Annotated in this window: 22 protein-coding genes; 14 read left to right on the forward strand and 8 right to left on the reverse strand. The window is 62.0% G+C overall.

Translation table 11 applies throughout. The annotated features are described in order from the left end of the window. Positions 1–44: 44 nt before the first annotated feature. On the reverse strand, positions 45–428 hold the full coding sequence (locus JMV54_RS05330) for a hypothetical protein (RefSeq protein ID WP_201517918.1): 384 nt from the start codon (positions 426–428) through the stop codon (positions 45–47). 272 nt (positions 429–700) lie between these two features. Beyond that, positions 701–1210: a methylated-DNA--[protein]-cysteine S-methyltransferase gene (locus JMV54_RS05335; RefSeq protein ID WP_201517919.1), complete on the reverse strand. Its 510-nt coding sequence runs from the start codon at positions 1208–1210 to the stop codon at positions 701–703. A gap of 71 nt (positions 1211–1281) precedes the next feature. On the opposite strand from JMV54_RS05335, the gene JMV54_RS05340 reads away from it, so the two are divergent. The 5 genes from JMV54_RS05340 to JMV54_RS05360 all read left to right on the forward strand — a co-directional run bounded on the left by JMV54_RS05340 (position 1282) and on the right by JMV54_RS05360 (position 7211). Next, positions 1282–2670, forward strand: coding sequence for a DNA methyltransferase (locus tag JMV54_RS05340; protein ID WP_201517920.1), 1389 nt, complete (start codon positions 1282–1284; stop codon positions 2668–2670). Beyond that, complete coding sequence (locus JMV54_RS05345) at positions 2670–3482, forward strand: oxygenase MpaB family protein (RefSeq protein WP_201517921.1); 813 nt, start codon at positions 2670–2672, stop codon at positions 3480–3482. The genes JMV54_RS05340 and JMV54_RS05345 overlap by 1 nt, the downstream gene beginning before the upstream one ends. Positions 3483–3548: 66 nt before the next feature. Then, positions 3549–6419, forward strand: coding sequence for an FAD-binding and (Fe-S)-binding domain-containing protein (locus JMV54_RS05350; protein ID WP_201518000.1), 2871 nt, complete (start codon positions 3549–3551; stop codon positions 6417–6419). Positions 6420–6523: 104 nt separating this feature from the next. Beyond that, complete coding sequence (locus tag JMV54_RS05355; RefSeq protein WP_201517922.1) at positions 6524–6841, forward strand: ArsR/SmtB family transcription factor; 318 nt, start codon at positions 6524–6526, stop codon at positions 6839–6841. Between the two features lie 76 nt (positions 6842–6917). Further along, the gene (locus JMV54_RS05360) at positions 6918–7211 is read left to right on the forward strand and encodes a hypothetical protein (RefSeq protein WP_201517923.1); all 294 of its coding nucleotides are present in this window, start codon (positions 6918–6920) and stop codon (positions 7209–7211) included. A gap of 84 nt (positions 7212–7295) precedes the next feature. On the opposite strand, the gene trxA is transcribed toward JMV54_RS05360, so the two are convergent. The 3 genes from trxA to JMV54_RS05375 all read right to left on the reverse strand — a co-directional run bounded on the left by trxA (position 7296) and on the right by JMV54_RS05375 (position 9900). Further along, positions 7296–7682, reverse strand: coding sequence for a thioredoxin (trxA, locus tag JMV54_RS05365; RefSeq protein ID WP_201517924.1), 387 nt, complete (start codon positions 7680–7682; stop codon positions 7296–7298). Positions 7683–7852: 170 nt separating this feature from the next. Continuing rightward, the gene (locus JMV54_RS05370; protein WP_201517925.1) at positions 7853–8785 is read right to left on the reverse strand and encodes a PRC-barrel domain-containing protein; all 933 of its coding nucleotides are present in this window, start codon (positions 8783–8785) and stop codon (positions 7853–7855) included. 77 nt (positions 8786–8862) lie between these two features. Continuing rightward, complete coding sequence (locus JMV54_RS05375; RefSeq protein ID WP_201517926.1) at positions 8863–9900, reverse strand: DUF4349 domain-containing protein; 1038 nt, start codon at positions 9898–9900, stop codon at positions 8863–8865. A gap of 228 nt (positions 9901–10128) precedes the next feature. Between JMV54_RS05375 and JMV54_RS05380 the strand changes: the two genes are divergently transcribed. From JMV54_RS05380 to JMV54_RS05395, 4 genes are all read left to right on the forward strand, one after another. After that, the gene (locus JMV54_RS05380; protein ID WP_201517927.1) at positions 10129–11775 is read left to right on the forward strand and encodes an ABC transporter substrate-binding protein; all 1647 of its coding nucleotides are present in this window, start codon (positions 10129–10131) and stop codon (positions 11773–11775) included. A gap of 74 nt (positions 11776–11849) precedes the next feature. After that, positions 11850–12941: an ABC transporter permease gene (locus tag JMV54_RS05385; RefSeq protein WP_201517928.1), complete on the forward strand. Its 1092-nt coding sequence runs from the start codon at positions 11850–11852 to the stop codon at positions 12939–12941. Between the two features lie 2 nt (positions 12942–12943). Continuing rightward, positions 12944–13936, forward strand: a complete 993-nt coding sequence (locus tag JMV54_RS05390; RefSeq protein WP_201517929.1) for an ABC transporter permease — start codon at positions 12944–12946, stop codon at positions 13934–13936. Next, on the forward strand, positions 13933–15573 hold the full coding sequence (locus JMV54_RS05395; RefSeq protein WP_201517930.1) for a dipeptide ABC transporter ATP-binding protein: 1641 nt from the start codon (positions 13933–13935) through the stop codon (positions 15571–15573). Before JMV54_RS05390 ends, JMV54_RS05395 begins: the two co-directional genes overlap by 4 nt. 79 nt (positions 15574–15652) lie before the next feature. On the opposite strand, the gene JMV54_RS05400 is transcribed toward JMV54_RS05395, so the two are convergent. From JMV54_RS05400 to JMV54_RS05410, 3 genes are all read right to left on the reverse strand, one after another. Continuing rightward, the gene (locus tag JMV54_RS05400) at positions 15653–16477 is read right to left on the reverse strand and encodes an aldo/keto reductase (protein WP_201517931.1); all 825 of its coding nucleotides are present in this window, start codon (positions 16475–16477) and stop codon (positions 15653–15655) included. Positions 16478–16549: 72 nt separating this feature from the next. Then, positions 16550–17770, reverse strand: a complete 1221-nt coding sequence (locus JMV54_RS05405; RefSeq protein ID WP_201517932.1) for an MFS transporter — start codon at positions 17768–17770, stop codon at positions 16550–16552. A gap of 99 nt (positions 17771–17869) precedes the next feature. Further along, positions 17870–19426, reverse strand: coding sequence for a Mur ligase family protein (locus tag JMV54_RS05410; protein ID WP_201517933.1), 1557 nt, complete (start codon positions 19424–19426; stop codon positions 17870–17872). Between the two features lie 404 nt (positions 19427–19830). Here JMV54_RS05410 and nrdH point away from each other — a divergent pair, with 404 nt between their 5' ends. From nrdH to nrdF, 5 genes are all read left to right on the forward strand, one after another. Beyond that, a complete protein-coding gene (gene nrdH, locus JMV54_RS05415; protein ID WP_201517934.1) occupies positions 19831–20067 on the forward strand; it encodes a glutaredoxin-like protein NrdH in 237 nt (78 codons plus the stop codon). A gap of 8 nt (positions 20068–20075) precedes the next feature. Next, positions 20076–20489: a class Ib ribonucleoside-diphosphate reductase assembly flavoprotein NrdI gene (gene nrdI / locus JMV54_RS05420; RefSeq protein WP_201517935.1), complete on the forward strand. Its 414-nt coding sequence runs from the start codon at positions 20076–20078 to the stop codon at positions 20487–20489. Next, a complete protein-coding gene (gene nrdE, locus JMV54_RS05425; RefSeq protein ID WP_201517936.1) occupies positions 20489–22621 on the forward strand; it encodes a class 1b ribonucleoside-diphosphate reductase subunit alpha in 2133 nt (710 codons plus the stop codon). Before nrdI ends, nrdE begins: the two co-directional genes overlap by 1 nt. 66 nt (positions 22622–22687) lie before the next feature. Then, on the forward strand, positions 22688–23494 hold the full coding sequence (locus tag JMV54_RS05430; RefSeq protein ID WP_201517937.1) for a siderophore-interacting protein: 807 nt from the start codon (positions 22688–22690) through the stop codon (positions 23492–23494). Positions 23495–23559: 65 nt separating this feature from the next. Beyond that, positions 23560–24528: a class 1b ribonucleoside-diphosphate reductase subunit beta gene (gene nrdF / locus JMV54_RS05435; RefSeq protein WP_201517938.1), complete on the forward strand. Its 969-nt coding sequence runs from the start codon at positions 23560–23562 to the stop codon at positions 24526–24528. The last annotated feature ends 12 nt before the right edge of the window (positions 24529–24540 follow it).

The following is a 24540-nucleotide window of genomic DNA, read 5'->3' on the forward strand; positions in this document are numbered from 1 at the left end:
AGACGGGGGGGGGGGTATGAGGCGCCGCGCCCTGTGCCCCGACGCTAGCGTCCTTGCCGCGGGTGCGGCCCGTCTTGTTGGCTCTGCCAGCCCGGTCGATTCGGCGACTGCGCTTGTAGCTTTTTGTGCTCTTTTGCGTTTCGCCGCCACCAGCGAATCGTAACAATGGTCGCAATCACCATGCACACGGTGGTTGCCGCTGCCGCGAGCAATCCGATTAATGCTCCGATGATGTCCAATCCCTGATCTGGGTAGTCGGGTTTTTCACTCAGGTCGAGGAAGATTCCGGTCATCCAGATCGTGGCCGCACCGGCGACGATAGTGAGCAGGACGCAGACCGAAATATTGACCCAGGGATTAAACACCACACCCCGATACTGCGTGGTGCGTTTCGGGTCGGGAACGAAGTCATCATCAATCCAGCTCATGGACTATGCCTAACAGATTCCACTCGGAAGCAAATTAACGAGGATGCGCCGCGCACTCCACGCTTGTGCTGCGCACGTCGCGCTTGCGATGCGCCGCGGGATCTGTGTGGGTTCGCGTCATTTGTGTGTGGCAGACCACATACAGATGACGCGAAAACACACACAAGGCGAGATGTGAGCCGGTGGGCGCGGGAAAGGGAGGCGTGCGAGGTACACAAGAAGTGGCGAAACGAGGCACCAGCGTGCGAGCGGGGAGAAGGGAGCCGACCCCGCTAAGCGCTGCCCTCAAGCTCGATCAAGAACCGCTTCACCGCGGGTGTGCCGCCGTACTGCCCAAGTGATCCGTCAGCGCGTACCACGCGGTGGCACGGTCGCAGAATCGGCAGCGGGTTAGTGGCGCAGGCGGTGCCGGCCGCGCGAGCTGCGCGTGGATGCCCAGTCATCTCGGCAAGTTCGCCATAGCTGACGGTTTCGCCATAGGGGATGCGGGCGAGTGTCTGCTGCGCCAGCGCTAGAAATCCGGTGGCGCCGAGCAGATCAAGCGGCACCGAGAACTCGCGGCGCTCGCGGGCAAAATACTCGTCGATTTGCCGGGCCGCGAGCTGTAGGTGTGCCTGCGCTCGCGCATCCGCATCAGTTGCCAGCCGCAGTTCGGGATGCATTCGCAACTTGCGCTCGGCTTCGGCGCGCCCGAACGCGACCAGCGCGATTCCCCGGTCGGTTGCCGCGATTTCGAGTTCACCGATCGGGGTTGGATGCGTTTGCCAGGTCAATTCGGTCATGACACGAGAGTGCCACACCAACCGAATACGCAGTGCAAAGATGAATGCACCGAATGCGGCACACTGGGGGAGTGACCGCATCGCTTCTTGTCCAGCTGCCGCAGCTCATCGAGCAGGGGCGCGCCGATGCTGCTGCCATGCTGGCCGAAGCCCGTGAAGCCCGCGAAGCCCGCGAAACCCGCGCCACCCGAGAAACCAGCGAGGCCCGCGAAACCCGCGCCGCATCCACCGACCGAAGCGTCGAACACAATCTCATCTACCGTGGCGACAATCTCACCGCGCTCGCATCCCTGGTGGCGACGGCTGAGGTCGAGCCAGCCACGCGCGCAAAGCTTGTCTATCTTGATCCGCCCTATGATTCGGGCACCGACTACCGCAATCGCATCGAAACCAGCATCGATGGCAACACGGTCGCGTTCACGCAGCTTGCCTATCGTGACCGCTGGCTGGACGGCACCGCAGGTTATTTGCGGATGCTCATTCCCCGGCTGGTGCTTGCCCGCGAACTGCTGTGTGACGATGGCGCCCTCATTGTGCATCTTGATTGGCACGCCTCCCATTTGGTGCGCATCGTGCTTGATGAACTGTTTGGTCGCGAAAATTTTGTGAATCAGCTCGTGTGGGCCTATCGCAGCGGCGGCGCTTCGCGCACGAGTTCGGTGCCGCGCAAACACGACGAGCTGCTGCTGTATCGGCGCACTCCGAACTTCCGCATCCGCACGCTACGTGAACGGCAGCTGCTCGATAAGCCGTTTATCGGCTCGAAAAAGGATGCGGCGGGCAATCACTACGTGGATACGATCTTGCGCGATGTGCTCGAGGGCGTGATAAATCTGGTGGAGGGCGACCGGGTGTGTCCGGTTTCGGTGCGCCCGGTGTTGAATGTTTCGGCCGAGCGCACCGGTTATGCCACCCAAAAACCCGAGGGGCTGCTCGAATTATTGCTGCGCTGGTGTACCGATGCGGGGGATCTCGTTGTGGATGCGTTTGCCGGTTCGGGTACGACCGCTGCGGTGGCGGCGCGGCTTGGACGGCGGTTTGTTTCGATTGATTCGAGCCCGCGGGCCGAGGTGATTACCCGAGCACGGCTGGATGCGCAGGGGTGCCGTTATCGTGTGTGGCGCGAGGTGCAGGATGCGCCGGCAGAGATCGTTCTACAACAGCGGGATGGTCGATTGGCACTTGGCGACTACACGCCTGCGGACGGGCTTGACGAGCTGCTGGTTGGTCAGGATGCGGGACCGTTGACCGAGCTGGCTGCGTTGGCGGGATGGGCGGTGACGGGTGCAGACGGCAGTTATGTGTCGAGCTGGCGATCGTCGCGGCAGGCGCCGGCGACCACGCTCGAGGCCGCGGACCCGATGGTGGTAGAAGTGTTTGATCTCGCGGGACGGGTGACGGAGCATCGGTTTGATGCGAGCGCAACCATCGAGAACTCGGCAGAGGCGGGTTCACAGTGATGAGCGACCGCGCCAAGACTGCCCAGTCGCCGTTCCGCGCGCTCGCATCCGAGGCTGCGGTGCTTGCCGGCGGTGGCACGGCGATTTTGCTGCAGCTCGCGCATCCATCGGTGGTCGCCGGGGTCGCGCAGCATTCTAATTTTGCGGATGCGCCGATGCGGCGGCTGTGGGGCACGCTCGAGTATGTCACCGCCGCCGCTTTCGGTAACGACGCCGAGTGGCGGTTTGTACGTGAGCGTGTGAACCGGCGGCATATGGCAGTTACCGGCACGACCGGTACCGGCGAGCCCTACCGCGCCGATGATGCCGATCTGCAGTGGTGGGTTGCCGCGACACTGTGCTGGTCGGCGATTCGGGCGCATCGCCGCGTGTACGGTCGGCGGGTGGTGAACCGGCACACTGCCGACCGCATCGTGCGTGATTTCGGCAGACTCGGCACCGGGCTGCGGCTGCCGCCCGAAACCTGGCCCGCCACCGCCGCCGAATTTGACCGCCGCTTCGCTGCCGCGCTTAACGAGCTGCACATCACCGATGAGGCGATGCGCGCCAAACGAGAACTGTTCGCCGCCCGCAATGCGCCGCTGTGGCTGCGTGCCGCGATGCCATACGCCACCACGCTGGCGGTCGACCTGCTGCCGCCAAAAATTGCCGCCGCATACGGGCATCCGGCCACACGCATCCGCCGGTTCATTGCGGCACTTGCCTGGGTTCCGCTAATTATTGCCGGGCACCTGCTGCCGCCAGCTGTTCGCTCGCTGCCGGCGCGATGCATCCTGGCTCGAGTTCGCCGGGCGGCAGCGGCAGCGGGGTAGCCGCCGACAGTTCGCGGGCGGGCTACCATCGAAGTCACGGTCTTGACGGAAGGATTCCCCGTGACGATGCAGGCGAGTGCGCCCCAACCCACCGCGGATCAGCGTGATCTCGCCGAGGTGCTGCGTGAGCGTATCGAGGGTGAGGTGGATACTTCGACGCTGCGCCGCGCCGAGTATTCGAGCGACGCCTCGAACTATCGCATCGTGCCAGAGGTGGTCACCTTCCCGCGCAGCGCTGAAGATCTCATCGCCATCACCGAGGTCTCGCGCGAAACCGGCACCCCGCTGCATCTGCGCGGCGCGGGCACATCGATCGCGGGTAACGCGATCGGGCGCGGCATTGTGGTTGACACTTCTCGTCACCTCAACCGCATCCACAGCCTCGATCCCGAAGCCCGCACCGCCAAAATTGATCCGGGAGTGGTGGTTGCGCAGCTGCAAAACGCCGCTAAACCCTATGGGCTGCGCTTCGGCCCCGACCCGTCGACGTGGACTCGCTGCACGGTCGGCGGCATGATCGGCAACAACGCCTGCGGCTCGCACTCGCTGGCGTTCGGCCGCACCGCCGACAACATCATCGACCTTGATGTCATCGATGGTCTCGGTCGGCGATACACGGCCGCCGATGATCTGTCGGTGGTGCCGGGTCTGGATGAATTTACGCTGCGGCATCTGGCCACGATCCGCACCGAGTTTGGGCGCTTTGGTCGGCAGGTGTCGGGTTATGCGCTCGAGGCGCTGCTGCCCGAGCGAGGGCATTCGCTGGCAGAGCTGCTGGTGGGTTCGGAGGGCACGCTCGCCACGGTGTTGGGTGCGACCGTGCGCCTGGTGGAGGTGCCGTCGGCGCCGGTTACCGTGGCGCTCGGCTACCCGTCGATGTTTGAGGCGGCCGATGATATTCCCGCGCTGCTGGCCCACAAACCGGGCGCTATTGAGGGTCTGGATGCGCGGCTCACCGAAGCCGTGCGACGTCACTACGGTGCGGCGGCGATCGAATCGCTCCCCGACGGTGGCGGCTGGCTGCTGATTGAGATGCCGGGTGCGGATGCGGGCGATGCCCTCGCTCGCGCGAAGGCGCTCGTTGCCGATTCAGCGGCTATTTCGCACACGGTCGTCGACGATGCGGCCGCGGCGGCGCGCCTGTGGCGGGTGCGAGCCGACGGGGTGGGGCTTGCCAGCCGCACCCTCGATGGTGAACAGTGCTGGCCGGGTTTTGAAGACGCTGCGGTGCCGCCCGAGCAGCTTGGCGCCTATCTGCGCGAATTCGATAAGCTCACCGCCAGCCACGGTATCGAGGGGATGCCTTACGGGCACTTTGGTGACGGATGCATCCACATTCGACTGTCGATTCCGCTTGAGCGTGACGGTGCCGCGATGCGCCGATTCATGCTGGATGCGGGCCGCTTGGTTGCCGATTTTGGTGGCTCAATGTCGGGTGAGCACGGTGATGGCCGGGCGCGAAGCGAGCTATTGCCGCTCATGTATAGCGACGAGGCGATCGCCGCGTTTGGTGAACTCAAGTCGCTGTTCGACCCGCGTAACCTGCTCAACCCCGAGGTGCTCGTGCATCCGGCCCCCCTCGATCAGGATCTGCGCCGCCCGCAGGCGCTGCCGATGCCGAAGGTGCGCGGCGGTTTTGCGTGGGCGCACGACGGCGGCGATTTTACGAAGGCAACGCACCGCTGTGTGGGCATGGCGAAGTGTCGGGCCGACAACCGCGCGGCAGGCGGGTTCATGTGCCCGAGCTATATGGCCAGCCGCGACGAAACGCATTCGACGCGTGGGCGCGCTCGCGTGCTGCAAGAAATGATCAACGGCGAGCTCGTCGACGGTGGCTGGCGTTCGCAAGAGGTGGCCGATTCGCTCGATATGTGCCTGTCGTGTAAGGCATGCTCCACCGACTGCCCGGCGGGGGTGGATATGGCGGCGATGAAATCGGAAACGCTGTATCGCAAATATCGCGGTCGGCTGCGTCCCATGAGCCACTATGTGCTGGGGCACCTGCCGCGCTGGCAAAAACTCATGTCGCCGCTTGCGCCGATCGTGAACGGGATGTTTTCGGTGGGTTGGCTGCGTCGGCTCATGCTGCCGCTTGCCGGGGTTGATCGGCGCCGCTCGATTCCGAAGGTGTCGGCCAGCACCTTCTATGGCGATCGGCGACGCGCCGAGCGCTCAGGTGAAGCGGTTGCGGCGACGGCGCCACGGGGGGAGCGCGTCCGGGTGATGGTGTGGGCCGACTCGTTTTCAAACGGTTTCGCACCGGGTATCGACCACGATGTGGTGCGGGTGCTCGAAGCTGCCGGATTCGAAGTGGTGACCCCGCCGCAGCAGGTGTGCTGCGGGCTCACCTGGATTTCAACCGGTCAGCTTGATGGTGCTCGTAAACGGTTGGCGCAGCTGCTGGATGTGTTCACGCCGCTGGTCGAGGACGGTATCCCGATTATTGGTGTCGAGCCGAGCTGCACCGCAGTGTTGCGCAGCGACCTGCTGGAGCTATTTGCGGATGATCCTCGCGCGCAGCTGATCGCCGACGCCACGTTCACGCTATCGGAGGTGCTCGGTGGACGCGCCCCGGTGAAACCGAGCGATACGTTTACGCTGCCGAGCCTTGCGGGCACCGAAATTGTGGTGCAGCCACACTGCCACCAGCACGCCGTTATTGGTTTTGATGCCGACCGGAAGCTCTTGCAGCAAATGGGTGCCGAGCTGACGCAGCTTTCGGGATGCTGTGGGCTGGCGGGTAACTTCGGTCTCGAGCGCGGTCACTACGAGATGTCGGTGGCAGTGGCGGGCAATTCGCTGTTGCCGGCGCTGCGGAAGGCTTCGGATGACGCGGTGTTTTTGGCCGACGGTTTTTCGTGTCGCACGCAGGCCGACCAGCTCGCGGGGCGTGAGGGTGTGCATCTAGCGACGTTGATCGCGCAGCGGCTCGGATAGTTTTCGCGCGGGCTGGTGAACGCGGTCGTGGCCGCTATTGGCAATCAATCGCATTAACGTATGCGCATATTGCAATACTTGCATATGGCTGCGATGATGGATGCATGAACAACCTCGCGATTGATCGCGCAGCCAGCATCTTCCGCGTGCTTGGGCACGCTGGCAGGCTGGAAATCGTTGTCACGCTATTCGACGGCGGTCGAAGCGTGAGCGAGCTTGCCGAACAATTGCAGATGACCCAACCGCTGGTCTCGCAGCACCTGCGTACGCTGCGGGATGTGGGACTGGTGGCCGTCACAGCTAGTGGCCGCAACCGGATCTACGAGATCGCCGATGAGCATGTCCGACACGTGGTGGGGGACGCGCTCACCCACTCTGCGGAGCATCTCGAACATCCAGACTCGGGCGCAAAAACCAACTGACAGGTTGGTCATCAATGGCACTAAAAGCCCTTACCAACAACAATGGCCCATTCGACCAAGCACCAAGGAGAAAACTATGACCGAACACAAGACTGCCGAGCACACCGTCGCCGAGCATGAGCACGGTGCAAACTGCGGGCACGAAGCAATTGATCGCGGCGACCACGTTGACTACCTGCACGACGGTCACGTTCACACGCTCCACGGCGACCACTACGACGAACACCACCACGTTGCTGAGCACACCGCTGCTGAGCACCAGCACGGTGAAAACTGTGGCCACGAAGCGGTCGAACACGGTGACCACGTCGATTACATTCACGACGGTCACCGGCACGCAGCGCACGGTGACCACTTCGACGAACACTAAGTCGTAGCGGCTGCTTCCGAACAGCAAAATGGCCCCACAGAGGTGGGGCCATTTTTGTGACGAAGCACGTGCGATTGCGCAGCTTTAGTTGCTGCTTTCGCCCTTGGAGGCCTGCTGCTCCTGTTCAATCTGCTTGCGCACCTCATCAATGTCGACGTTTTTGACCGCCTCGATGACCTGCTCGAGCGCCTGTGCGGGCAGTGCGCCAGCCTCGCGGAAGAGCAGCACCCCGTCGCGGAAAGCCATCAGGGTCGGGATCGATTGGATGCCCAGCTGAGCCGAGATCTCCTGGTTCGCTTCGGTGTCGACCTTGGCGAAAGTGATGTCATCATGCTTGTTGCTTGCCTCCTCATAAATTGGGGCAAACATCTGGCAGGGACCGCACCAGCCGGCCCAAAAATCGACGAAGTGGATGCCTTCGCCGGTGACGGTTTCGAGAAAGTTTTCGTTGTTGAGGTCGACGGTGGCCATGCCAGAGTCCTTTCAAATCGTGTGTACCGGTCGATGAGATCGGTCAGCGTCGGATGGCGGGCGGGTTCGCCGTGGTTGGTATGGGGCCAACGATTTGGTTAGGTCGAATATTCCATTGCGGCCGCGAACTCGGCGGTGGGATGCGGCCGCAATGAATTGGGACGCGAAACCTAGGCTTCGGGTTTTTCGACCTCGGGATCGGTTTCGAGGTCGAGTGCGGTGGCGTCGAGCTCGTCGTCTGCCGATGGTACCGGCTCGTCGGCTCTGTCGCCTACCGCATCCTCGTCGGCCCCGGCGACCGTTGCATCTTCGTCGCCTTCAACAGCTGCCGGCGCAAACGCCTCGTCGGCCGCTGCCGGCTTAGCAGCCGGCACATCGTCGAGCGACTCGTCTGCCGCAGCTTCCCCGGCCTCGAGAGGGCTCGCGTCGTCAGCCTCGATCGGGTCGGCGTTGACGCTAACGGCGTCTGCTTCTTCGGCGGCATCGGCTGATTCGACCAGCAGCGGATCGTGCTCGGGAAGCTTGCCAGGCACCTGGTAGTGCGCGTACAGGTCGTCCTCTTCGGCTGGCGAAAGGTTCTGGTCGATTTCGGTGCGCGGGGCGCTGGTGACCTGCTCTTTGCTGTAGGGAACGGTCAATCGTTTGCCGTCGCGCTCAGCGAGGTCGAGTGGCACGAAATATTCTTTGATGCCAAAAAAACCGGTTTTGACGGTCACCCAATTGGGTTCCTGAGTCTGGTCGTCGAGGTATACCTGACCAACTCGGCCGAGTTTTTGCCCGTCAGTGCCGTAGACGGTCGACTGGAAAAGCTCCAGCAGTCGCTCCTCGGCCTCGCGCTGAGCTGCTTCTTCGGGTGTTTCGGCAGCGGGCTCGTCGGCCTTGTCTACCTTGCCATCTTCGCCAGCCTCGGTAGTGTCGTGAGCCGCATCCTCGGTGGTGTCCGATTCCGATGCATCCGAGTCGGCAGCGTCATCACCGGTTACCTCACCCGAGTCAGTATCGAGAGCGGTCTCGGTGAGGTCATCACTGTGGTCATCGGCCAGGTGCTCATCGGGCAGATCGACATTCTCGTCGAAGTCAGTGCGGTCTTGCTCAGCAGCCATCGAAGACGAGTTCCTTTGTTCGCGGTCAGTACCCGAAGTTTATCGGGCCGTTCCTTGACGCAGGCTTACGGAGTGGCTCAGCTGTGGGTGCCTGCCGATTCGGATGTGACGGAGCTGTTGGATGCGTCAGGCTGCGCGGCCGTCAGATCGGGTAGTGGTGGCAGCCGATCACTCATGGCCTCGTCTGCGGCAGTGGCGCTTGCTTGCTGGCTGGCGCGCGCCTTGCGATAGCGCGGGCGGAGCAGCCCGAACCACAGCGCCGCGAACAACACCGCGCACAGGATGAGCCCCGGCAGCGCATAGCCGAGCAGGTTGATGAACCCGGCGAACGCGGCCATCAGGTCGTGCCATCCCTCACCGAGCGGCCCCAAGAACATCGGGCCCTCATCGTCGGCCTCGGCATCGGCCTGCGTCTGGGTGATGCGCAGCTCTACTGTCGACATGCTGATGCGGTCGCCGAGTTCAGTGCGCTGGGCTTCGAGGCTCTGCAGCTCTGATTGGCGGCTGTCGAGCTCACGTTCAATTTCGAGCATGTCGGCCACATTCGATGCTGCGGCGAGCATTTTGCGCAGCGATTCGATTGAGCTTTTTAGGCTGTCGATGCGCGCGTCGAGATCCACTTTTTGCAGCGAAACATCGCTCGCTTCGGTGGTGAGATATTTTGTGTCGCCGAGCGCTTTTAATTCGCCAATGAACGCGTCGTGCTGGTCGGCGGGGATGCGCACCGTGAAATCGGCACTTGGGTATTTGCGGTCGAGCTGTTCGTGACGGTGCTCGATGCGGCCCTGGTATTTGTGGGCGAGGCTTTCGAGTTCGCCCGTGGCTTCGGCAACCGATTCGGCTTCAATTTCGGTGGTGGTCGTCACCACCATGGCGGGTTCGCGCTGCACGCTTGCACCCGAGCCAGAGTCGGCGCTCTCTTGATCGGCGCTGGCGTTGCCGCCAGCGTCAGGCTCAGGCTGCTCCGGGTATGCTTGCGAGTCTCGCGAGTGTGGCTCGCTTACCGCACTGCGCGAGTCGCTCGAAGTCGCGGCGCATCCCGACAGCAGCCCGATCGCTGCGAGCGCAATAGTGACGGTTGTGAGGGCCTGCTTCAGCCACCGATTCTTTGCCATGCATACAGCCTGGCAACAAAGCGGTGCGGAGCGCGTCGGCTGAACGGACACTCCTGGTCATCCGACTGAATGAGAACGCCTCATTCTCGCTGCGCCACGCCGATGTGGCAATACGTCATCACATAACCGCTAAAATACCGAACCACCAGATTGCGACTGGCTCGGTTTTGGCAACGTGGCTATTTCTGAGTGCTCTCTGGTGACGCCTTACGACACAGGAGTTATTCCATGGCAGCTCAAACTGCACATGCGCGTCGCCGCATGCTTACTCTTTCTGCTCTTTCTGTTTCGGCCCTCGTGCTCGCCGGATGTGCCGGTGGTGGCGCGGCCGGTGGCGGTGGCGAAGGCGGCGGTGTGATCACCGTCGGCACCACTGACAAGGTCGTTTCGATCGACCCCGCCGGATCGTATGACAATGGTTCATTTGCAGTCATGACGCAGGTGTACGGTTCACTGATGCGGTCAGAGCCTGGCAGCCCTGAAGTGTCGCCCGACCTGGCGGAATCTGCAGAGTTCACCTCACCGAACGTGTACACCGTCAAGCTTCGTGAGGGTCTGAAATTCACGAACGGGAATGAGCTGACAAGCTCGGACGTCAAGTTCAGCTTCGACCGCCAGGTAAAGATCAACGACCCTAACGGTCCGGCATCGCTGCTTTACAACCTCGACGAGGTAGTGGCAGTTGACGACCTCACCGTCGAGTTCCACCTCAAGCAGGAAAACGACGTGATCTTCCCGCAAATCCTGTCGAGCCCGGTCGGTCCAATTGTTGACGAAGACGTGTTCTCGCCTGATGCGATCACACCGGATGAAGAAATCGTTGCCGGCGACGCGTTCGCGGGCCCATACCGAATCGATACCTACGAAAAGAATTCGCTCGTCTCGTACAAGAAAAACCCCGACTATCAGGGTGTGATCGAGGGTGGCGCAAAGACCGAGAACATCATCACCAAGTACTACGCTGACGCTTCGAACCTCAAGCTCGAGATCCAGAATGGCAGCATCGACGTGGCTTGGCGGAGTCTGTCAGCAACCGACATCAGTGACCTTCGCGGTGTTGACACATTGAAGGTGCATGAGGGCCCGGGCGGTGAGATCCGCTATCTGGTCTTTAACTTCAACACCATGCCGTACGGTGCCAAAGCCGATGGTGCCGATGCTGACAAGGCATTGGCTGTACGCCAGGCGATCGCTCATCTGATTGATCGCGATGAGCTCGCCGAGCAGGTGTACCAGGGTACCTACACGCCGCTCTACTCTCACGTTCCTGCTGGGCTGACCGGCGCCACGGAGGAACTCAAGTCGATGTATGGCGACGGACAGGGTAAATCGAGTCTCGATAAGGCGAAGCAGGTGCTCGCTGACGCCGGCATCACTGAGACTGTGACGCTCGATCTGCAGTACTCAAACGACCACTACGGGCCGAGCTCGGCTGACGAATACGCACTGATTAAAAATCAGCTCGAAGCTTCGGGGCTGTTCAAAGTGAACCTGCAGACCACCGAATGGGGCCAGTACTCGAAGGACCGTACCGAAGACCTGTACCCGGTGTACCAGCTCGGCTGGTTCCCCGACTATTCGGATGCTGACAGCTACCTCACACCGTTCTTCCTCACCGAAAACTTCCTCGGCAACCACTACGCAAACCCGAAGATGGACGAACTCATTTTGAAGCAGGCCGTCACTGCCGATGAGGGTGAGCGCGAGAAGCTACTCGGTGACATTCAGAAGATTGCGGCTGAAGACCTGTCGACGCTGCCATACCTGCAGGGCTCACAGATTGCTGTGGCGAAGACCGATATCGAGGGGATCGATAAAACGCTCGACTCGTCGTACACCTTCCGTTTCGCTCTGCTCGAACGTAAACAGGGTTAACGCATCTGCAATAGGAGAGGTTGGGGATTCACTACGAGGCGTAGCGGAATCCCCAACCCCTCGTTGAGGAATCTATGACTATCAACGCAACTGCTGCGGTCGAAGACGCCGAGCAGGATGCTCGTCAAAAGCGCAGGGGTGGCGGTGCATCCCTGGGTCGCTATTTGCTGGTACGAGCCCTGCTCATCATCCCCACCGTATTTATCCTGGTGACGCTGGTGTTCATTTTGATGCGCACCACCGGCGACCCCATTAGTGCCGCACTGGGCGACCGGCTGCCGCCCGATCAACTCGCGGCCCGCATCCACGAAGCTGGTTATGACCGACCGCTGATCGTGCAGTACCTCGAGTATCTCGGTGGTGTGTTCACCGGCGATTTCGGCACCACCGCATCCACGCGTGAGCCGGTGATCGCGGTGTTGGCGCGCTACGGTCCGGCAACGCTCGAACTCACCGTGTACGCGCTCATTGTTGCGTTCGCGGTTGGTATCCCGCTGGGCCGTATTGCCGCCGCCCGTCGCGACAAGTGGCAGGATGCGACGCTGCGTGTCGGGGCCATTCTCGCCTACGCCACTCCGGTGTTCTTTGCGGGTCTCGTGCTCAAACTCATTTTTGGCCTGTGGCTCGGCTGGCTTCCCGTTTCGGGGCGGTCTTCGACCATGACTGAGTTGCAGCTGCGCACGCTCGACGGCGGCACCGGGATCCTGCTGATCGATGCGATTCGCGCGGGGAACGGTGCGGCGATTGCCGACGTGCTCTCGCACGCGGTACTGCCCGCTATTGCGCTGGGGCTGCTTACCGGCGGTATCTTCCTGCGACTGGTGCGCACCAACATGATCGGTACGCTCAGCCAGGACTACATCACCGCGGCCCGCTCTCGGGGTGTGAAAGAGGGCCGGCTGGTGCGCATCCACGCCTGGCGGCCGGCGCTGGTGCCGATTATCACCGTCGTAGGGCTGCAAGTAGCGATGCTGCTTGGCGGAGCAGTGCTGACAGAAACCACCTTCGAATGGCGCGGGCTCGGCTTCCAACTGGTCGAGTTCATTAAGGCCCGCGACTTTGTAGCGGTGCAGGGCATTGTGGCAATGCTGGCGGTAATCGTCGCGGTCACGAACTTCGTTGTCGACGCCATCGCGGCGATCATTGACCCGCGAGTGAGGTTCTAAGCATGAGCTGGAAACGACTACCGATTATTTCGCAGCTACGGCAAAGCGTTGGGCTGCAGCGCGGGATGCTCATCGCTGGCCTGGTCTTGACCGGTCTGTTTGTTGTGACCGCGATTTTTGCCCCCATACTGGCGCCCTACGGTTTTTCGCAGCTGCGCGACGAAAGCGGTGCCTTCGGAACCACGCAGCCGCCATCCGCAGCGCACCCATTCGGTACGACGGTGGGTGGTTACGATGTGCTCTCACGCATGATTTGGGGTTCACAAACGGCGCTCATCGTGATCGTGGTGGCAGTGGCCATGTCGATCTTCCTCGGAGTGCTGCTCGGATTGATCTCGGGCTATTTCGGCGGGTGGATTGACCGCATCCTGGTGGTTATTGCCGATGCGATTTATGCATTCCCGACCCTGCTGCTCGCGATCGTGATGTCGATCGTGATTTCGGGCGGGCGATCAGACCTCGTGGGTGGCGTGTTTGCGGCGGCCGCTTCGATCACCGTGGTGTTCATCCCGCAATATTTCCGGGTAGTGCGAGCCGAAGCCGCGAGGGTTCGTTCGGAAGCGTTTGTTGAAGCGGCTCGCGTGATCGGTACGCCAACCTGGCGCATCCTGCTTACGCATGTGCTGCGCAACTCCACGCGCACCTTGCCGCTGATCCTGACTCTGAACGCTGCCGAAGCTATTTTGACGCTCGCTGGCCTTGGTTTCATCGGGTTCGGTATCGAGCCGAGTTCGGCAGCGGAATGGGGTTACGACCTCAACCGCGCAGTGGCGGATGTTTCGAGTGGGGTGTGGTGGACAGCCATCTTCCCCGGTGTTGCGATCGTCATTGTGGTGCTCGGTCTCACGCTCGTTGGCGAGAGTTTGAACGATCTCGCCGACCCGCGTTTGCGCACCCGCGCGCGACTCGGTGGTGCGGGGCGGCGGAAGCCTGCTGAACGAACTGAAGCCCTCGTGGTAGCCACCACTGTCGCAGCTGAAGGGAATAAACAATGAGCAACAGCACCGAAACATCGCGCAGTGCTGCGAGCGGCGTTGCAGCACGGCTGCGCGATTTGCGGGTCATATTTGACACCGACGGCGGCGAAGTGCGTGCGGTCAACGGGGTCACTCTTGACGTGCGTCGAGGCGAAGTGCTCGCGATTGTTGGGGAGTCTGGTTCGGGGAAGACCGTGACGGCGCGCACACTGCTCGGGTTGATTCCCGAGAATGCGCGGGTGACCGGTCAAGCCGAGCTGCTCACCGAATCGGGCAGCAGGGAAATCACCGAGCTGCGAGGCGAGGCGCTGCGCCAGGTGCGCGGTTCGGAAATCGCAATGGTGTTCCAAGAGCCTTCCACCGCACTCAACCCGGTGTTTACGGTTGGGTGGCAGCTCATTGAGGGTCTGCGCGCGCACCGCAAACTCACTAGGGCCGAGGCTCGTGCCGAAGCGGTGGCCATGCTGGATCGCGTCGGCATCCCGGATGCAGAAACCCGGGTGGATGCCTACCCGCACGAGTTTTCGGGAGGGCAAAAGCAGCGCATCGTAATTGCGATGGCGCTTGCGCTTGGCTCACGCATCCTGGTGGCTGATGAACCGACCACCGCGCTCGATGTGACCGTGCAGGCTGAGATTCTTGACCTACTGCGCGGTATCAAAGACGAGTTCGGAACCGCCATCATTGTGATCACTCACAATATGGGGGTCGTGGCCGACCTGGCTGACCGTGTCGCTGTGATGTACCGCGGCGAAGTGGTTGAGCAGGCCGGTGTGCGAGACCTGTTCGCCTCGCCACAGCATGACTACACGAAAAAACTCCTCGACTCGGTGCCGCGGATCGATACCGAGGATGCACCCCCGCAACCGACTGCGGTGGCTGCACCACCCGTGGTTTGCGCCAAGGAGCTCGAGATCACCTACCCGGGACGACTCGGCAAAGCACCCTTCCGTGCCGTGCAGGGAGTTGATTTTGACCTGGCACCCGGTGAGGTGTTGGGGCTCGTGGGGGAGTCGGGATCGGGCAAGTCGACGATTGGCCGGGCTATCGCCGGGCTGGTGAAGGTCACCGGTGGAACTCTCGATGTGCGGGCAAATCGACGCGAACTGGGGTTCGTGTTTCAAGATCCGGCCACGAGCTTTAATCCGCTATTGACCATCGGGGAGTGCATTGCCGAACCCATCGTGGTGCACGGCGAGGCACGTTCAGGGAAGGCCGCCGAGGGGCGGGTGCGCGAGCTACTCGAGGCCGTGCAACTCCCGGGAGATTTTGTCAGTCGCTATCCGCATGAATTGTCGGGCGGTCAGCGTCAGCGCGCATCGCTCGCCCGTGCTCTGGCGCTCGGTCCGAAACTGCTCATTGCCGACGAACCCACGTCGGCGCTCGATGTGTCAGTGCAGGCGCGCGTGCTGGAACTATTCGCTGAATTGCAAGAGCAGTTCGGGTTCGCCTGCCTGTTTATTTCGCACGACCTCGCGGTGGTGCGTGCCGTTTCACATCGAGTGGCGGTGCTTTACCGCGGCGAAATAGTCGAGATCGGCGACACCGAGTCGGTGCTTGATCGCCCACAGCATGACTACACGAAGCGATTGCTCGCATCGCTGCCAGTGCCCGATCCTGAGCAGCAGGCCGAACGTCGGCTGGCTCGCGTCTAGTAGCCGGCAGTGTTAGCGCCAGCGTGGTGAGTGGGTCGGGCACCCAGTGAAGGGGTGCCCGACCCACCTGTGTAGCTGCCTAGTTGAAGTCGTCCGGGTCTTTGCCGGTGCGAGTGTCGGTGTCGAGCTGCGCGAGCCGTGCCAGATCGTCAGCGTCGAGCGCGAATTCGGCGGCGCCGAGGTTTTCGCGCATCCGCTCGGGACGCGACGACTTCGGGATCGCGATATTGCCGATTTCGAGGTGCCAGCGCAGCACGATCTGGGCCGGGGTGCGGCCGTATTTTTCGGCGAGCTCCTGTACGAGCGGCTTGGCAAGCGCATCCCCGCGCCGCAGCGGCGCCCACGCTTCGGTGGCGATACCGTGCTGCATGTGAAATTGCCGCAGTTCGGGCTGCTGGAATGCCGGGTGCAGCTCCACCTGGTTCACTGCGGGCACCACATCAGCCTCTTTGATCAGTCGCTCGAGGTGGTGCGTTTTGAAGTTGGCGACACCGATCGAGCGCGCCCGGCCCTCGTCGTGAAGCCGCTCAAGTGCATCCCAGGTTTCGAGATAGCGGTCGAGTGCGGGGGCCGGCCAGTGAATGAGGTAGAGGTCGACTTCTTCAAGCCCGAGCCGTTCGAGCGACTCGTCGAAGGCGCGCAGTGTGGCGTCGTAGCCCTGCATGTCTTGCCACACCTTGGTGGTGATGAATACCTCGTCGCGGTCGATACCAGAACGACGCAGGCCCTCACCGACTCCGGTTTCGTTGTTGTAGAGCGTGGCGGTGTCGATGTGGCGGTAGCCGATGTCGATCGCCTGCGCCACAAGTTCTGCCGTGGCGGCCGGATCCATCTTGTAGGTGCCGAGCCCGAGTTGCGGGATCGTGTGTCCGTCGTTGAGCCGAATATCGAGTGAGTTGGTCACAGACTGCCACCGTAGTCGCTGGCGGCACTTGGCGCATCCCGCGGGGGTAGGTTTGTTGAAATCGTGAGACGACTAGGCCTGGTCGGTGTCGGGAAGCACAATCGGGGCGGTGTCGGCGCGGGGAAGCGCGGTGCCGTCGCTCAGGTCGGGCAGCCAGGGGATCGCCACGAGCGACACGATAAGCGCTGCGGCCGAAAATCCCGCGCCGATAAGCAGGCCGCCCAGGGCGCCCATCGCATCGATGGCGATGCCGGCGAAGGCGCTGGCGATTGCCACACCAACGAGCTGTGCCGTGCCGAGCCACCCGAACGCTTCGGCGGTGTCGCTGAAGCGCACGGTGGCGCTGACGGCCGAGTTGGCGAGCGCGATCATCGGGGACGACGACATCCCGGTAATAAAAAACGCGAGGATGAACATCAGCGGGCTGCCGAGCGAAAACAGTGCCAGTGTGGTGCCAATAACGCCCAGGCCAACGCGCGCGGCCAGCGACCAGCGTGGCATCGCCAGTAGTCCGGCGCCGAGCCCGCCAATGAGCGATCCCACCGCCGAAAGACCGAGCACGACCCCCACGAACGGGTCTTCGTGACCGAAGTGGGCGATCGCTGCCGCATCCAGTGCGCCCCAGGTGCCGATTCCAAACATGAAGACGACGGTCATGATCAGCACGACTGGCTCGCGCAGTACGGCCCCCATTTTTCGTGGCGAGTTGGGGATGCGCACCTGCCCGATTGGCTTGGAAGTCACGAACCAGATACCGCCGACAAGCAACACTGCCGAGCACAGCAAAATCCCGGTGCGCGGACCGAGCGTCGCCGCGATGATGGTGGTGAGTAGCGGCCCGAGAATCCAGATGATCTCTTGCAGTGTCGCGTCGATGGCGAACACGGTGTTGATACGCGAGCTATCGGTGATCTTGGGGTAGACAGTGCGCACCGCCGGCGGAATTGGCGGGATGGTGAGCCCGGTGATGAACACGAGCGGGAACAGCAGCTGCATCGGGGGAGTGGTGAGCCCCAGGATGGCGAGGGTGATCGAGCTCAGCGCGATGGTGGGCACGAGCACGGTGCGCATCCCGAAGCGTGAGAGCAGCCGGCCGCCAAGGGGTCCGGCGATTCCCTGACCGATTGCGAATGCGGCGATCGTGAACCCGGCGGCGGTGAAGTCGCCGTAGGTTTGTTCGATGTGGATGAGTAGCGCCACCGACAGCATCCCGGCGGGAAAGCGGGCCAGTAGCTGCGAGAACAGCAGCCGCGCGACATAGCGGATGCGGAGTGCTTCGAGATAGATGCGCACGGGGCTCCTCTCATTGGTCGATGCGGCTCTGCGGATGACTGAACCCGCCAGGGGCTGCAATTGGATGCGCGCCCCCGGCGAGTTCGACGTGAGGAAATACTAGCGGGGGTCGGGCACCTGCCAACCCGCTTCGCGCAGCGCGGCGCGCGCGGCGTCTTTCACCGAGTAGGGGATGTGTTCGCCGCGCACTTCGCGGGCGAGTTCGTGGCCGTTACCGCCGATAAAAATCACGTCGTTTTCGGTGGCGATTGATACCGCCTTGGCGATGCCCGCGGCCGGGTCGGCGACCTCATGCACCTCGTGTTCGGGGAACTCTTTGTGGAGAGTGTCGAGCAAAGCCGCGCGAATGGCGGCCGGGTCTTCAAATCGCGGGTTGTAGTCGGTGATGACCACCACATCGGCGATGGCTGCGGCGCGGGCCATATCGGGGCGCTTTGTGGTGTCGCGGTCGCCGTCGGCACCAAACACAGCGAAAAGCTTGCCGGGGGTGAGCTGACGCAGGCTCGACAGCACGGTGCGCATCGAGCCGGGAGTGTGGCCGTAGTCGGTGTAGATGCGCGGGCCGGGGCCGTCGGGGTTGACCACGTCGAGTCGGCCCGGCAGAGTGACTTGCAGCCCTCCGATGGCTTCGAGGGCCGCGGCAATCTCTTCGAGCGGGGTGCCGGTTTGGGTGAGCGCCACAATTGCGAGCGCGGCATCGAAGGCGACGAACCAGCCGGGCTGGCTGACGCTGCTATTGAGGGTGCGGCCCTCGCGGTGGGTGAGCGTGAAGTCGGTGCGGGTGAGGGAGACCTGTTCGGCGTTGAAATGCCAATCGGCGTCGAGGTCGGCGCGGGTGGTGACCGTTTCTACCGGCACCGAGGCGATCGAGGCGAGTTCACGGCCCCAGTCATCATCGATGGAGATCACGCCGCGGTGGGCGCGCTCAGGAGTGAAGAGTTCGGCCTTAGCGGCGAAATATTCGCGCATATCGGCGTAGTCGTCGAGGTGGTCCTGTGAGAGGTTCGTGAAGATGGCCGAGTCGAACACGAACCCGTCGACGCGGTGGCGGGTGAGGGCGTGGGCAGACACCTCAAGAGCGGCCACTGCAACCTGCTCGGCGCGCATCTCGGCTACGAGTGCGTGCAGGTAGTCGCTTTCGGGGGTGGTGAGTCCGCCGCTGCGTTCGGTGGATACGATCCGCTCGCCGATGCGCTGTTCGACGGTGCTCGACAGGCCGCTGCGGACGTGCAGCGCATCAAGCAGCGCGAGCAGCAGGTAGCAGGTGGTGGTTTTGCCATCGGTGCCGGTGACACCGATCAGCGTGGGGTTTCCTGCCTCGGTGCCGTAGACCAGCGCCGCAGTTTTGCCGAGGAGTTCGCGCGGCGCATCCACCACGATGATTGGCAGCCCGGTGGGCCGCGCGTATTCGACACCCGGCGCGTCGGTGAGCACGGCGAGAGCGCCGGCGCGCTGGGCGGCGGCGGCGAATTCGGCGCCGTGTCGACGGGCTCCGGGAACGCCAACAAAAAGATCGCCGGCGCTGACCGAGTTGGTTGAGCTTGAGACGCCGGTTACGCGCAGCTGTCCGCTTGCGGCCGAAACGAGTTGGGCACCGGGCAGTAGCTCAACGAGTTCTTGCAGGGTGCGGCCGCGGGTCTCGGCGGGTTCGGTCATGGTTGGTCCTCAATCTGGCGGGGATGCAGTGCGGTGACGGTTTATTCTCTCGCATTCGTCGGTGGGTGAGGATGCGGCGGGCCGGATGCGGGCGAAGCGACGGAAATGTCGGTGGCTGGTGATGGAGTTGTGCACAGCAACTGATGGGAGGTGTGAATTGCTTGTTGATAGTTGGTGGAAAAGCTCGCCGACACGCCGATTTGCTGTGGAATTTCATGTGGAGAACTACACGCTTGTAATACAGCATCTAGTGGTGTTAGCCTCATCAGGCACAAGATGTTGTGGCTGACGAGAGTTGTAGCGGCGGTCGCAACCCATTCGCTAACGGGCACGAGCCGATCCAGTATCAGCTCCGCATCCCGCCGGTAATTTCCAGATCAAATCACTAAATCGAGGCCCCTCAAATGACTATTTCTGTGTACAGCAAGCCCTCCTGCGTCCAGTGCACTGCCACCTACCGTGCCCTCGATAAGCAGGGCATCGAGTACGAAGTGTTCGACCTGTCGGAAGACGAGAAGGCGCTGCAGACGGTGAAGGAGCTCGGCTACCTGCAGGCTCCGGTGGTTGTTGCCGGCGACGACTCGTGGTCGGGATTCCGCCCCGACAAGATCAACGAGCTCAAAAACCTGCTCTCGGCCTAGGAATCGCAATGGCCAGGCTGATCTACTTTTCGAGCGTGTCTGGAAACACGCAACGATTCGTAGAGAAACTTGGTCGCGAAGCTCGTCGCATCCCGTTGCGCACGAGCGACGACACGATTCTCGCCGATGAGCCCTTCGTGCTCATCGTGCCCACCTACGGTGGCGGCACCACCAAGGGCGCCGTCCCCAAGCAGGTGATCAAGTTTCTCAACGTGCCAGACAATCGGGCACTCCTGCGCGGGGTGATCGTTGGCGGCAACACTAACTTCGGCGTCGGCTACTGCCTTGCGGGCGACATCATCGCCCGCAAGTGCAATGTGCCGGTGCTCTATCGATTCGAACTCTTTGGCACCCCGGAAGATGCCGAAAAAGTGAACCGGGGGCTCGACCAGTTTTGGCAACAAATGGAGGCAGTGGCGTAATGGCCAGTACAGATCAGAACACTCACAGCGAGCTCGATTTTCACGCGCTCAACGCGATGCTCAACCTTTACGACGCGAACGGCCAGATTCAGTTCGATAAAGACCGCGAGGCCGCACGCGCGTACTTCCTGCAGCACGTTAACCAGAACACCGTGTTTTTCCACGACCTCGACGAGCGGCTGCGCTACCTCATTGACAACGAGTATTACGAGGCCGAGGTTATCGACCAGTACTCGCGCGAATTTATCGCCGAACTGCGCGACCATGCCTTCAAGCAGAAGTTCCGTTTCCCCACCTTCCTGGGTGCGTTCAAGTTCTACACCTCGTACGCGCTGAAAACCTTCGACGGTGGCCGCTACCTCGAACGCTTCGAAGACCGCGTGCTGATGGTTGCGCTCGGGCTCGCACGGGGCGATGAAAAACTTGCTCGCAAGCTCGTCGATGAGATGCTCTCGGGACGTTTCCAGCCGGCAACCCCCACCTTCCTCAACGTTGGTAAGCGGCAGCGCGGCGAGTTCGTCAGCTGCTTCCTGCTGCGCATCGAAGACAACATGGAGTCGATCGGTCGCTCGATTAACTCGGCGCTGCAGCTGTCGAAGCGTGGCGGCGGTGTTGCATTCAACCTCTCGAATATCCGCGAGGCGGGCGCTCCGATCAAGCAGATCGAAAACCAGTCGTCGGGCATCATCCCGGTTATGAAGCTGCTCGAAGACTCGTTCTCGTATGCGAACCAGCTCGGTGCTCGTCAGGGTGCCGGTGCCGTCTACCTTTCGGCACACCACCCCGACATCCTCAGCTTCCTCGACACCAAGCGTGAAAATGCCGACGAGAAGATCCGCATCAAGACCCTCTCACTCGGCATCGTCATCCCCGACATCACCTTCCACCTGGCGAAAAAGAACGAGCCGATGTACCTGTTCTCGCCCTACGATGTCGAGCGCGTGTACGGCAAGCCGTTCGGTGACATTTCGATCACCGAGCACTACTACGACATGGTTGATGACGACCGCATCCGCAAAACCCGCATCGATGCCCGTCAGTTCTTCCAGACCGTTGCCGAGATTCAGTTCGAATCGGGTTACCCCTACATCCTGTTCGAAGACACCGCCAACCGGGCCAACCCGATTGCCGGCCGGATCAACATGTCGAACCTCTGCAGTGAGATTCTGCAGGTGAACTCGCCCTCCACCTACAACGCCGACCTCAGCTACGAGCACATCGGTGACGATATTTCGTGCAACCTTGGCTCGATGAACATTGCCATGGCAATGGACAGCAAAAACCTCGGCGAAACGGTTGAAGTGGCGATTCGCGGCCTCACCGCGGTGAGTGACATGAGCTCGATCGACTCGGTGCCGTCGATCCGTGACGGTAACGCGAAGTCGCACGCCATCGGCCTCGGCCAGATGAACCTGCACGGCTACCTCGGTCGTGAGCGCGTGCACTACGGTTCGGAAGAGGGTCTCGATTTCACGAACATCTACTTCTACGCCGTGCTGTTCCACGCAATTCGCGCGTCGATGACCATCGCCCGTGAGCGCGGCGAGCGCTTCGACGGGTTTGAAGAGTCGAAGTACGCCACCGGTGAGTTTTTTGACAAATACATCGACCAGGAGTGGGCTCCCGCCACTGAGCGTGTGCGTGAACTGTTTGAGGGGCACGATATTCCCACGCAGGACGACTGGCGTCAGCTCAAGGCCGATGTGCAGCAGTACGGCATGTACAACCGCAACCTGCAGGCGGTGCCGCCCACCGGGTCGATTTCGTACATCAACAACTCGACCTCGTCGATTCACCCGATCGCCTCGAAGATCGAGATCCGTAAGGAAGGCAAGCTCGGGCGCGTGTACTACCCGGCACCATTCCTCACCAACGACAACCTCGAGTATTTCGAGGATGCATACGAGATCGGCTACGAAAAGATCATCGACACCTACGCGGCGGCCACCCAGCACGTCGACCAGGGACTGTCGCTGACGCTGTTCTTCAAAGACACGGCGACCACGCGCGATATTAACCGCGCGCAGATCTACGCCTGGACCAAGGGCATTAAGACGATCTACTACATCCGCCTGCGTCAGATGGCGCTGGAGGGAACCGAAGTTGACCAGTGCGTGAGCTGCATGCTCTAGCATGAAGCACCCGAAGCGGGGTCGTTGCAGCAGCGACGGCCCCGCCGCTGCTAGGAGCTAACTCAGATGACCAAACTTGCAAGCCCCGCCACTGAACTCACGCGATTCGAGCCGCATGCCCGCCAGGTTCGGCTCGAATCGATGCACTGGCGTGCCGACAACCTCGTGAGCTGCTGGTTCACCGGTGCCGAGCTACACGATTTCGTTTCGCCCGCGGGTGGCGACCACATCAAGCTGCAGGTGCCGAACGCATCCGGTGAGCTCGTGGCGGCCCAGACTGATCCTGAAACCGGTCGGATCACCAACCGTGCCGAACTCGGGCTGCGCGATATGACACCGCGTGCCATCGACCGTGACGACCAGCGCCTACGCATCGATATCGTCGCGCACGCCGGCGGCGTCGTGGGGCAGTGGCTCAACCGCGCCCAGCCCGGCGACGAATGCGCCATCATGGGCCCGCGCGGTTCACGTCAGGTTGTGGAACCGCTCGACCGCGTTATCGCGGTGGTGGATGCGGCAGCGCTTCCCGCAGCCGAACGGCGACTGGATGATTTCCAGCTGCCGGGGGAGCTGCACCTGCTTGGCATCCGCGATGTGGCGGCGCTTGATTTGCCCGAGGGTGTCGAGCTGTTTGAGCACGAGCTCAAGCGTGCCGACGACTGGGGTGCCGTGGCAGCCGAGGTTGTGGCACGCATCCCCGCCGATGAGCGCGTACTCATCTGGGGTGCCGGTGAGGCGCACGGTGTCGCGCAGCTGCGCGGCCGTGCCGGCGAGCTTGCCCGCGAGGGGCTGTTCGGACAGTTCAACGGGTATTGGCAAGTTGGTGTTGCCGAGTACGACCACCACGCCGATCTCCCTACGCCTACCAACTAAAAATTCAGTGGAACCGCTGAGCCATAGACTTATTTCGCACGCAATCACACGGAGGACTACACGTCATGGGCGACCACCTGCTCGACTCAGTTGAGGCGATCAACTGGAACCGAATTGATGACCCGAAAGACCTCGAGGTCTGGAACCGTCTGACCAATAACTTCTGGCTGCCCGAAAAGGTGCCGCTGTCGAACGATATTCAGTCGTGGAACACGCTCACCGAGGATGAGCAGACGCTGACGATGCGCGTGTTCACCGGGCTGACGCTGCTCGACACCCTGCAGGGCACGGTGGGTGCGGTCTCGCTGATCCCCGACGCGGTGACGCAGCACGAAGAGGCCGTGTACACGAACATCGCGTTTATGGAGTCGGTGCACGCCAAGAGCTATTCGTCGATCTTCTCGACGCTGGCGAACACCCCGCAGATTGACGCCGCTTTCCGCTGGGGCCGCGAGAACGAGCAGCTGCAAAAGAAGGCGAAAATCATCATGGGTTACTACCACGGTGATGATTCGGCCAAGAAGAAGGTGGCATCGACGCTTCTCGAGTCGTTCTTGTTCTACTCGGGCTTCTACCTGCCGATGTACTGGTCGTCGCAGGCGAAGCTGACGAACACAGCCGACATCATTCGCCTGATCATTCGCGACGAGGCGGTGCACGGCTATTACATCGGCTACAAGTTCCAGCGCGAGGTTGAAAAGCAGTCGCCCGAGCGTCAGCAGGAGCTCAAGGATTACACCTTTGAGCTGCTGATGGAGCTGTACGACAACGAGATCGAGTACACCCACGACCTGTACGACGGTGTGGGCTGGTCGGAAGATGTGAAGCGCTTCCTGCACTACAACGCGAACAAGGCGCTCATGAACCTCGGCTACGAGGCGATGTTCCCGGCCGAGGTGTGCAATGTGAACCCGGCCATCCTCGCCTCGCTGTCGCCCGGTGCCGACGAGAACCACGACTTCTTCTCGGGCTCGGGTTCGTCGTATGTCATCGGTAAGGCCGAGTCGACCGAGGATGACGACTGGGACTTCTAACGGATTGATTCT

It is taken from the genome of Gulosibacter hominis (genome assembly GCF_904842695.1).
Lineage (GTDB): Bacteria > Actinomycetota > Actinomycetes > Actinomycetales > Microbacteriaceae > Gulosibacter > Gulosibacter hominis.

Bases quoted from the DNA above. Each gene is read 5' to 3' on its own strand.
- JMV54_RS05350 (WP_201518000.1), top strand. From the start codon at position 3,549: ATGCAGGCGAGTGCGCCCCAACCCACCGCGGATCAGCGTGATCTCGCC.
- JMV54_RS05390 (WP_201517929.1), top strand. From the start codon at position 12,944: ATGAGCTGGAAACGACTACCGATTATTTCGCAGCTACGGCAAAGCGTT.
- nrdE (WP_201517936.1), top strand. From the start codon at position 20,489: ATGGCCAGTACAGATCAGAACACTCACAGCGAGCTCGATTTTCACGCG.
- nrdF (WP_201517938.1), top strand. From the start codon at position 23,560: ATGGGCGACCACCTGCTCGACTCAGTTGAGGCGATCAACTGGAACCGA.
- JMV54_RS05355 (WP_201517922.1), top strand. From the start codon at position 6,524: ATGAACAACCTCGCGATTGATCGCGCAGCCAGCATCTTCCGCGTGCTT.
- JMV54_RS05380 (WP_201517927.1), top strand. From the start codon at position 10,129: ATGGCAGCTCAAACTGCACATGCGCGTCGCCGCATGCTTACTCTTTCT.
- JMV54_RS05335 (WP_201517919.1), bottom strand. From the start codon at position 1,210: ATGACCGAATTGACCTGGCAAACGCATCCAACCCCGATCGGTGAACTC.
- JMV54_RS05375 (WP_201517926.1), bottom strand. From the start codon at position 9,900: ATGGCAAAGAATCGGTGGCTGAAGCAGGCCCTCACAACCGTCACTATT.
- JMV54_RS05385 (WP_201517928.1), top strand. From the start codon at position 11,850: ATGACTATCAACGCAACTGCTGCGGTCGAAGACGCCGAGCAGGATGCT.
- JMV54_RS05345 (WP_201517921.1), top strand. From the start codon at position 2,670: ATGAGCGACCGCGCCAAGACTGCCCAGTCGCCGTTCCGCGCGCTCGCA.
- nrdI (WP_201517935.1), top strand. From the start codon at position 20,076: ATGGCCAGGCTGATCTACTTTTCGAGCGTGTCTGGAAACACGCAACGA.
- nrdH (WP_201517934.1), top strand. From the start codon at position 19,831: ATGACTATTTCTGTGTACAGCAAGCCCTCCTGCGTCCAGTGCACTGCC.
- JMV54_RS05410 (WP_201517933.1), bottom strand. From the start codon at position 19,426: ATGACCGAACCCGCCGAGACCCGCGGCCGCACCCTGCAAGAACTCGTT.
- JMV54_RS05370 (WP_201517925.1), bottom strand. From the start codon at position 8,785: ATGGCTGCTGAGCAAGACCGCACTGACTTCGACGAGAATGTCGATCTG.
- JMV54_RS05430 (WP_201517937.1), top strand. From the start codon at position 22,688: ATGACCAAACTTGCAAGCCCCGCCACTGAACTCACGCGATTCGAGCCG.
- trxA (WP_201517924.1), bottom strand. From the start codon at position 7,682: ATGGCCACCGTCGACCTCAACAACGAAAACTTTCTCGAAACCGTCACC.
- JMV54_RS05360 (WP_201517923.1), top strand. From the start codon at position 6,918: ATGACCGAACACAAGACTGCCGAGCACACCGTCGCCGAGCATGAGCAC.
- JMV54_RS05395 (WP_201517930.1), top strand. From the start codon at position 13,933: ATGAGCAACAGCACCGAAACATCGCGCAGTGCTGCGAGCGGCGTTGCA.
- JMV54_RS05330 (WP_201517918.1), bottom strand. From the start codon at position 428: ATGAGCTGGATTGATGATGACTTCGTTCCCGACCCGAAACGCACCACG.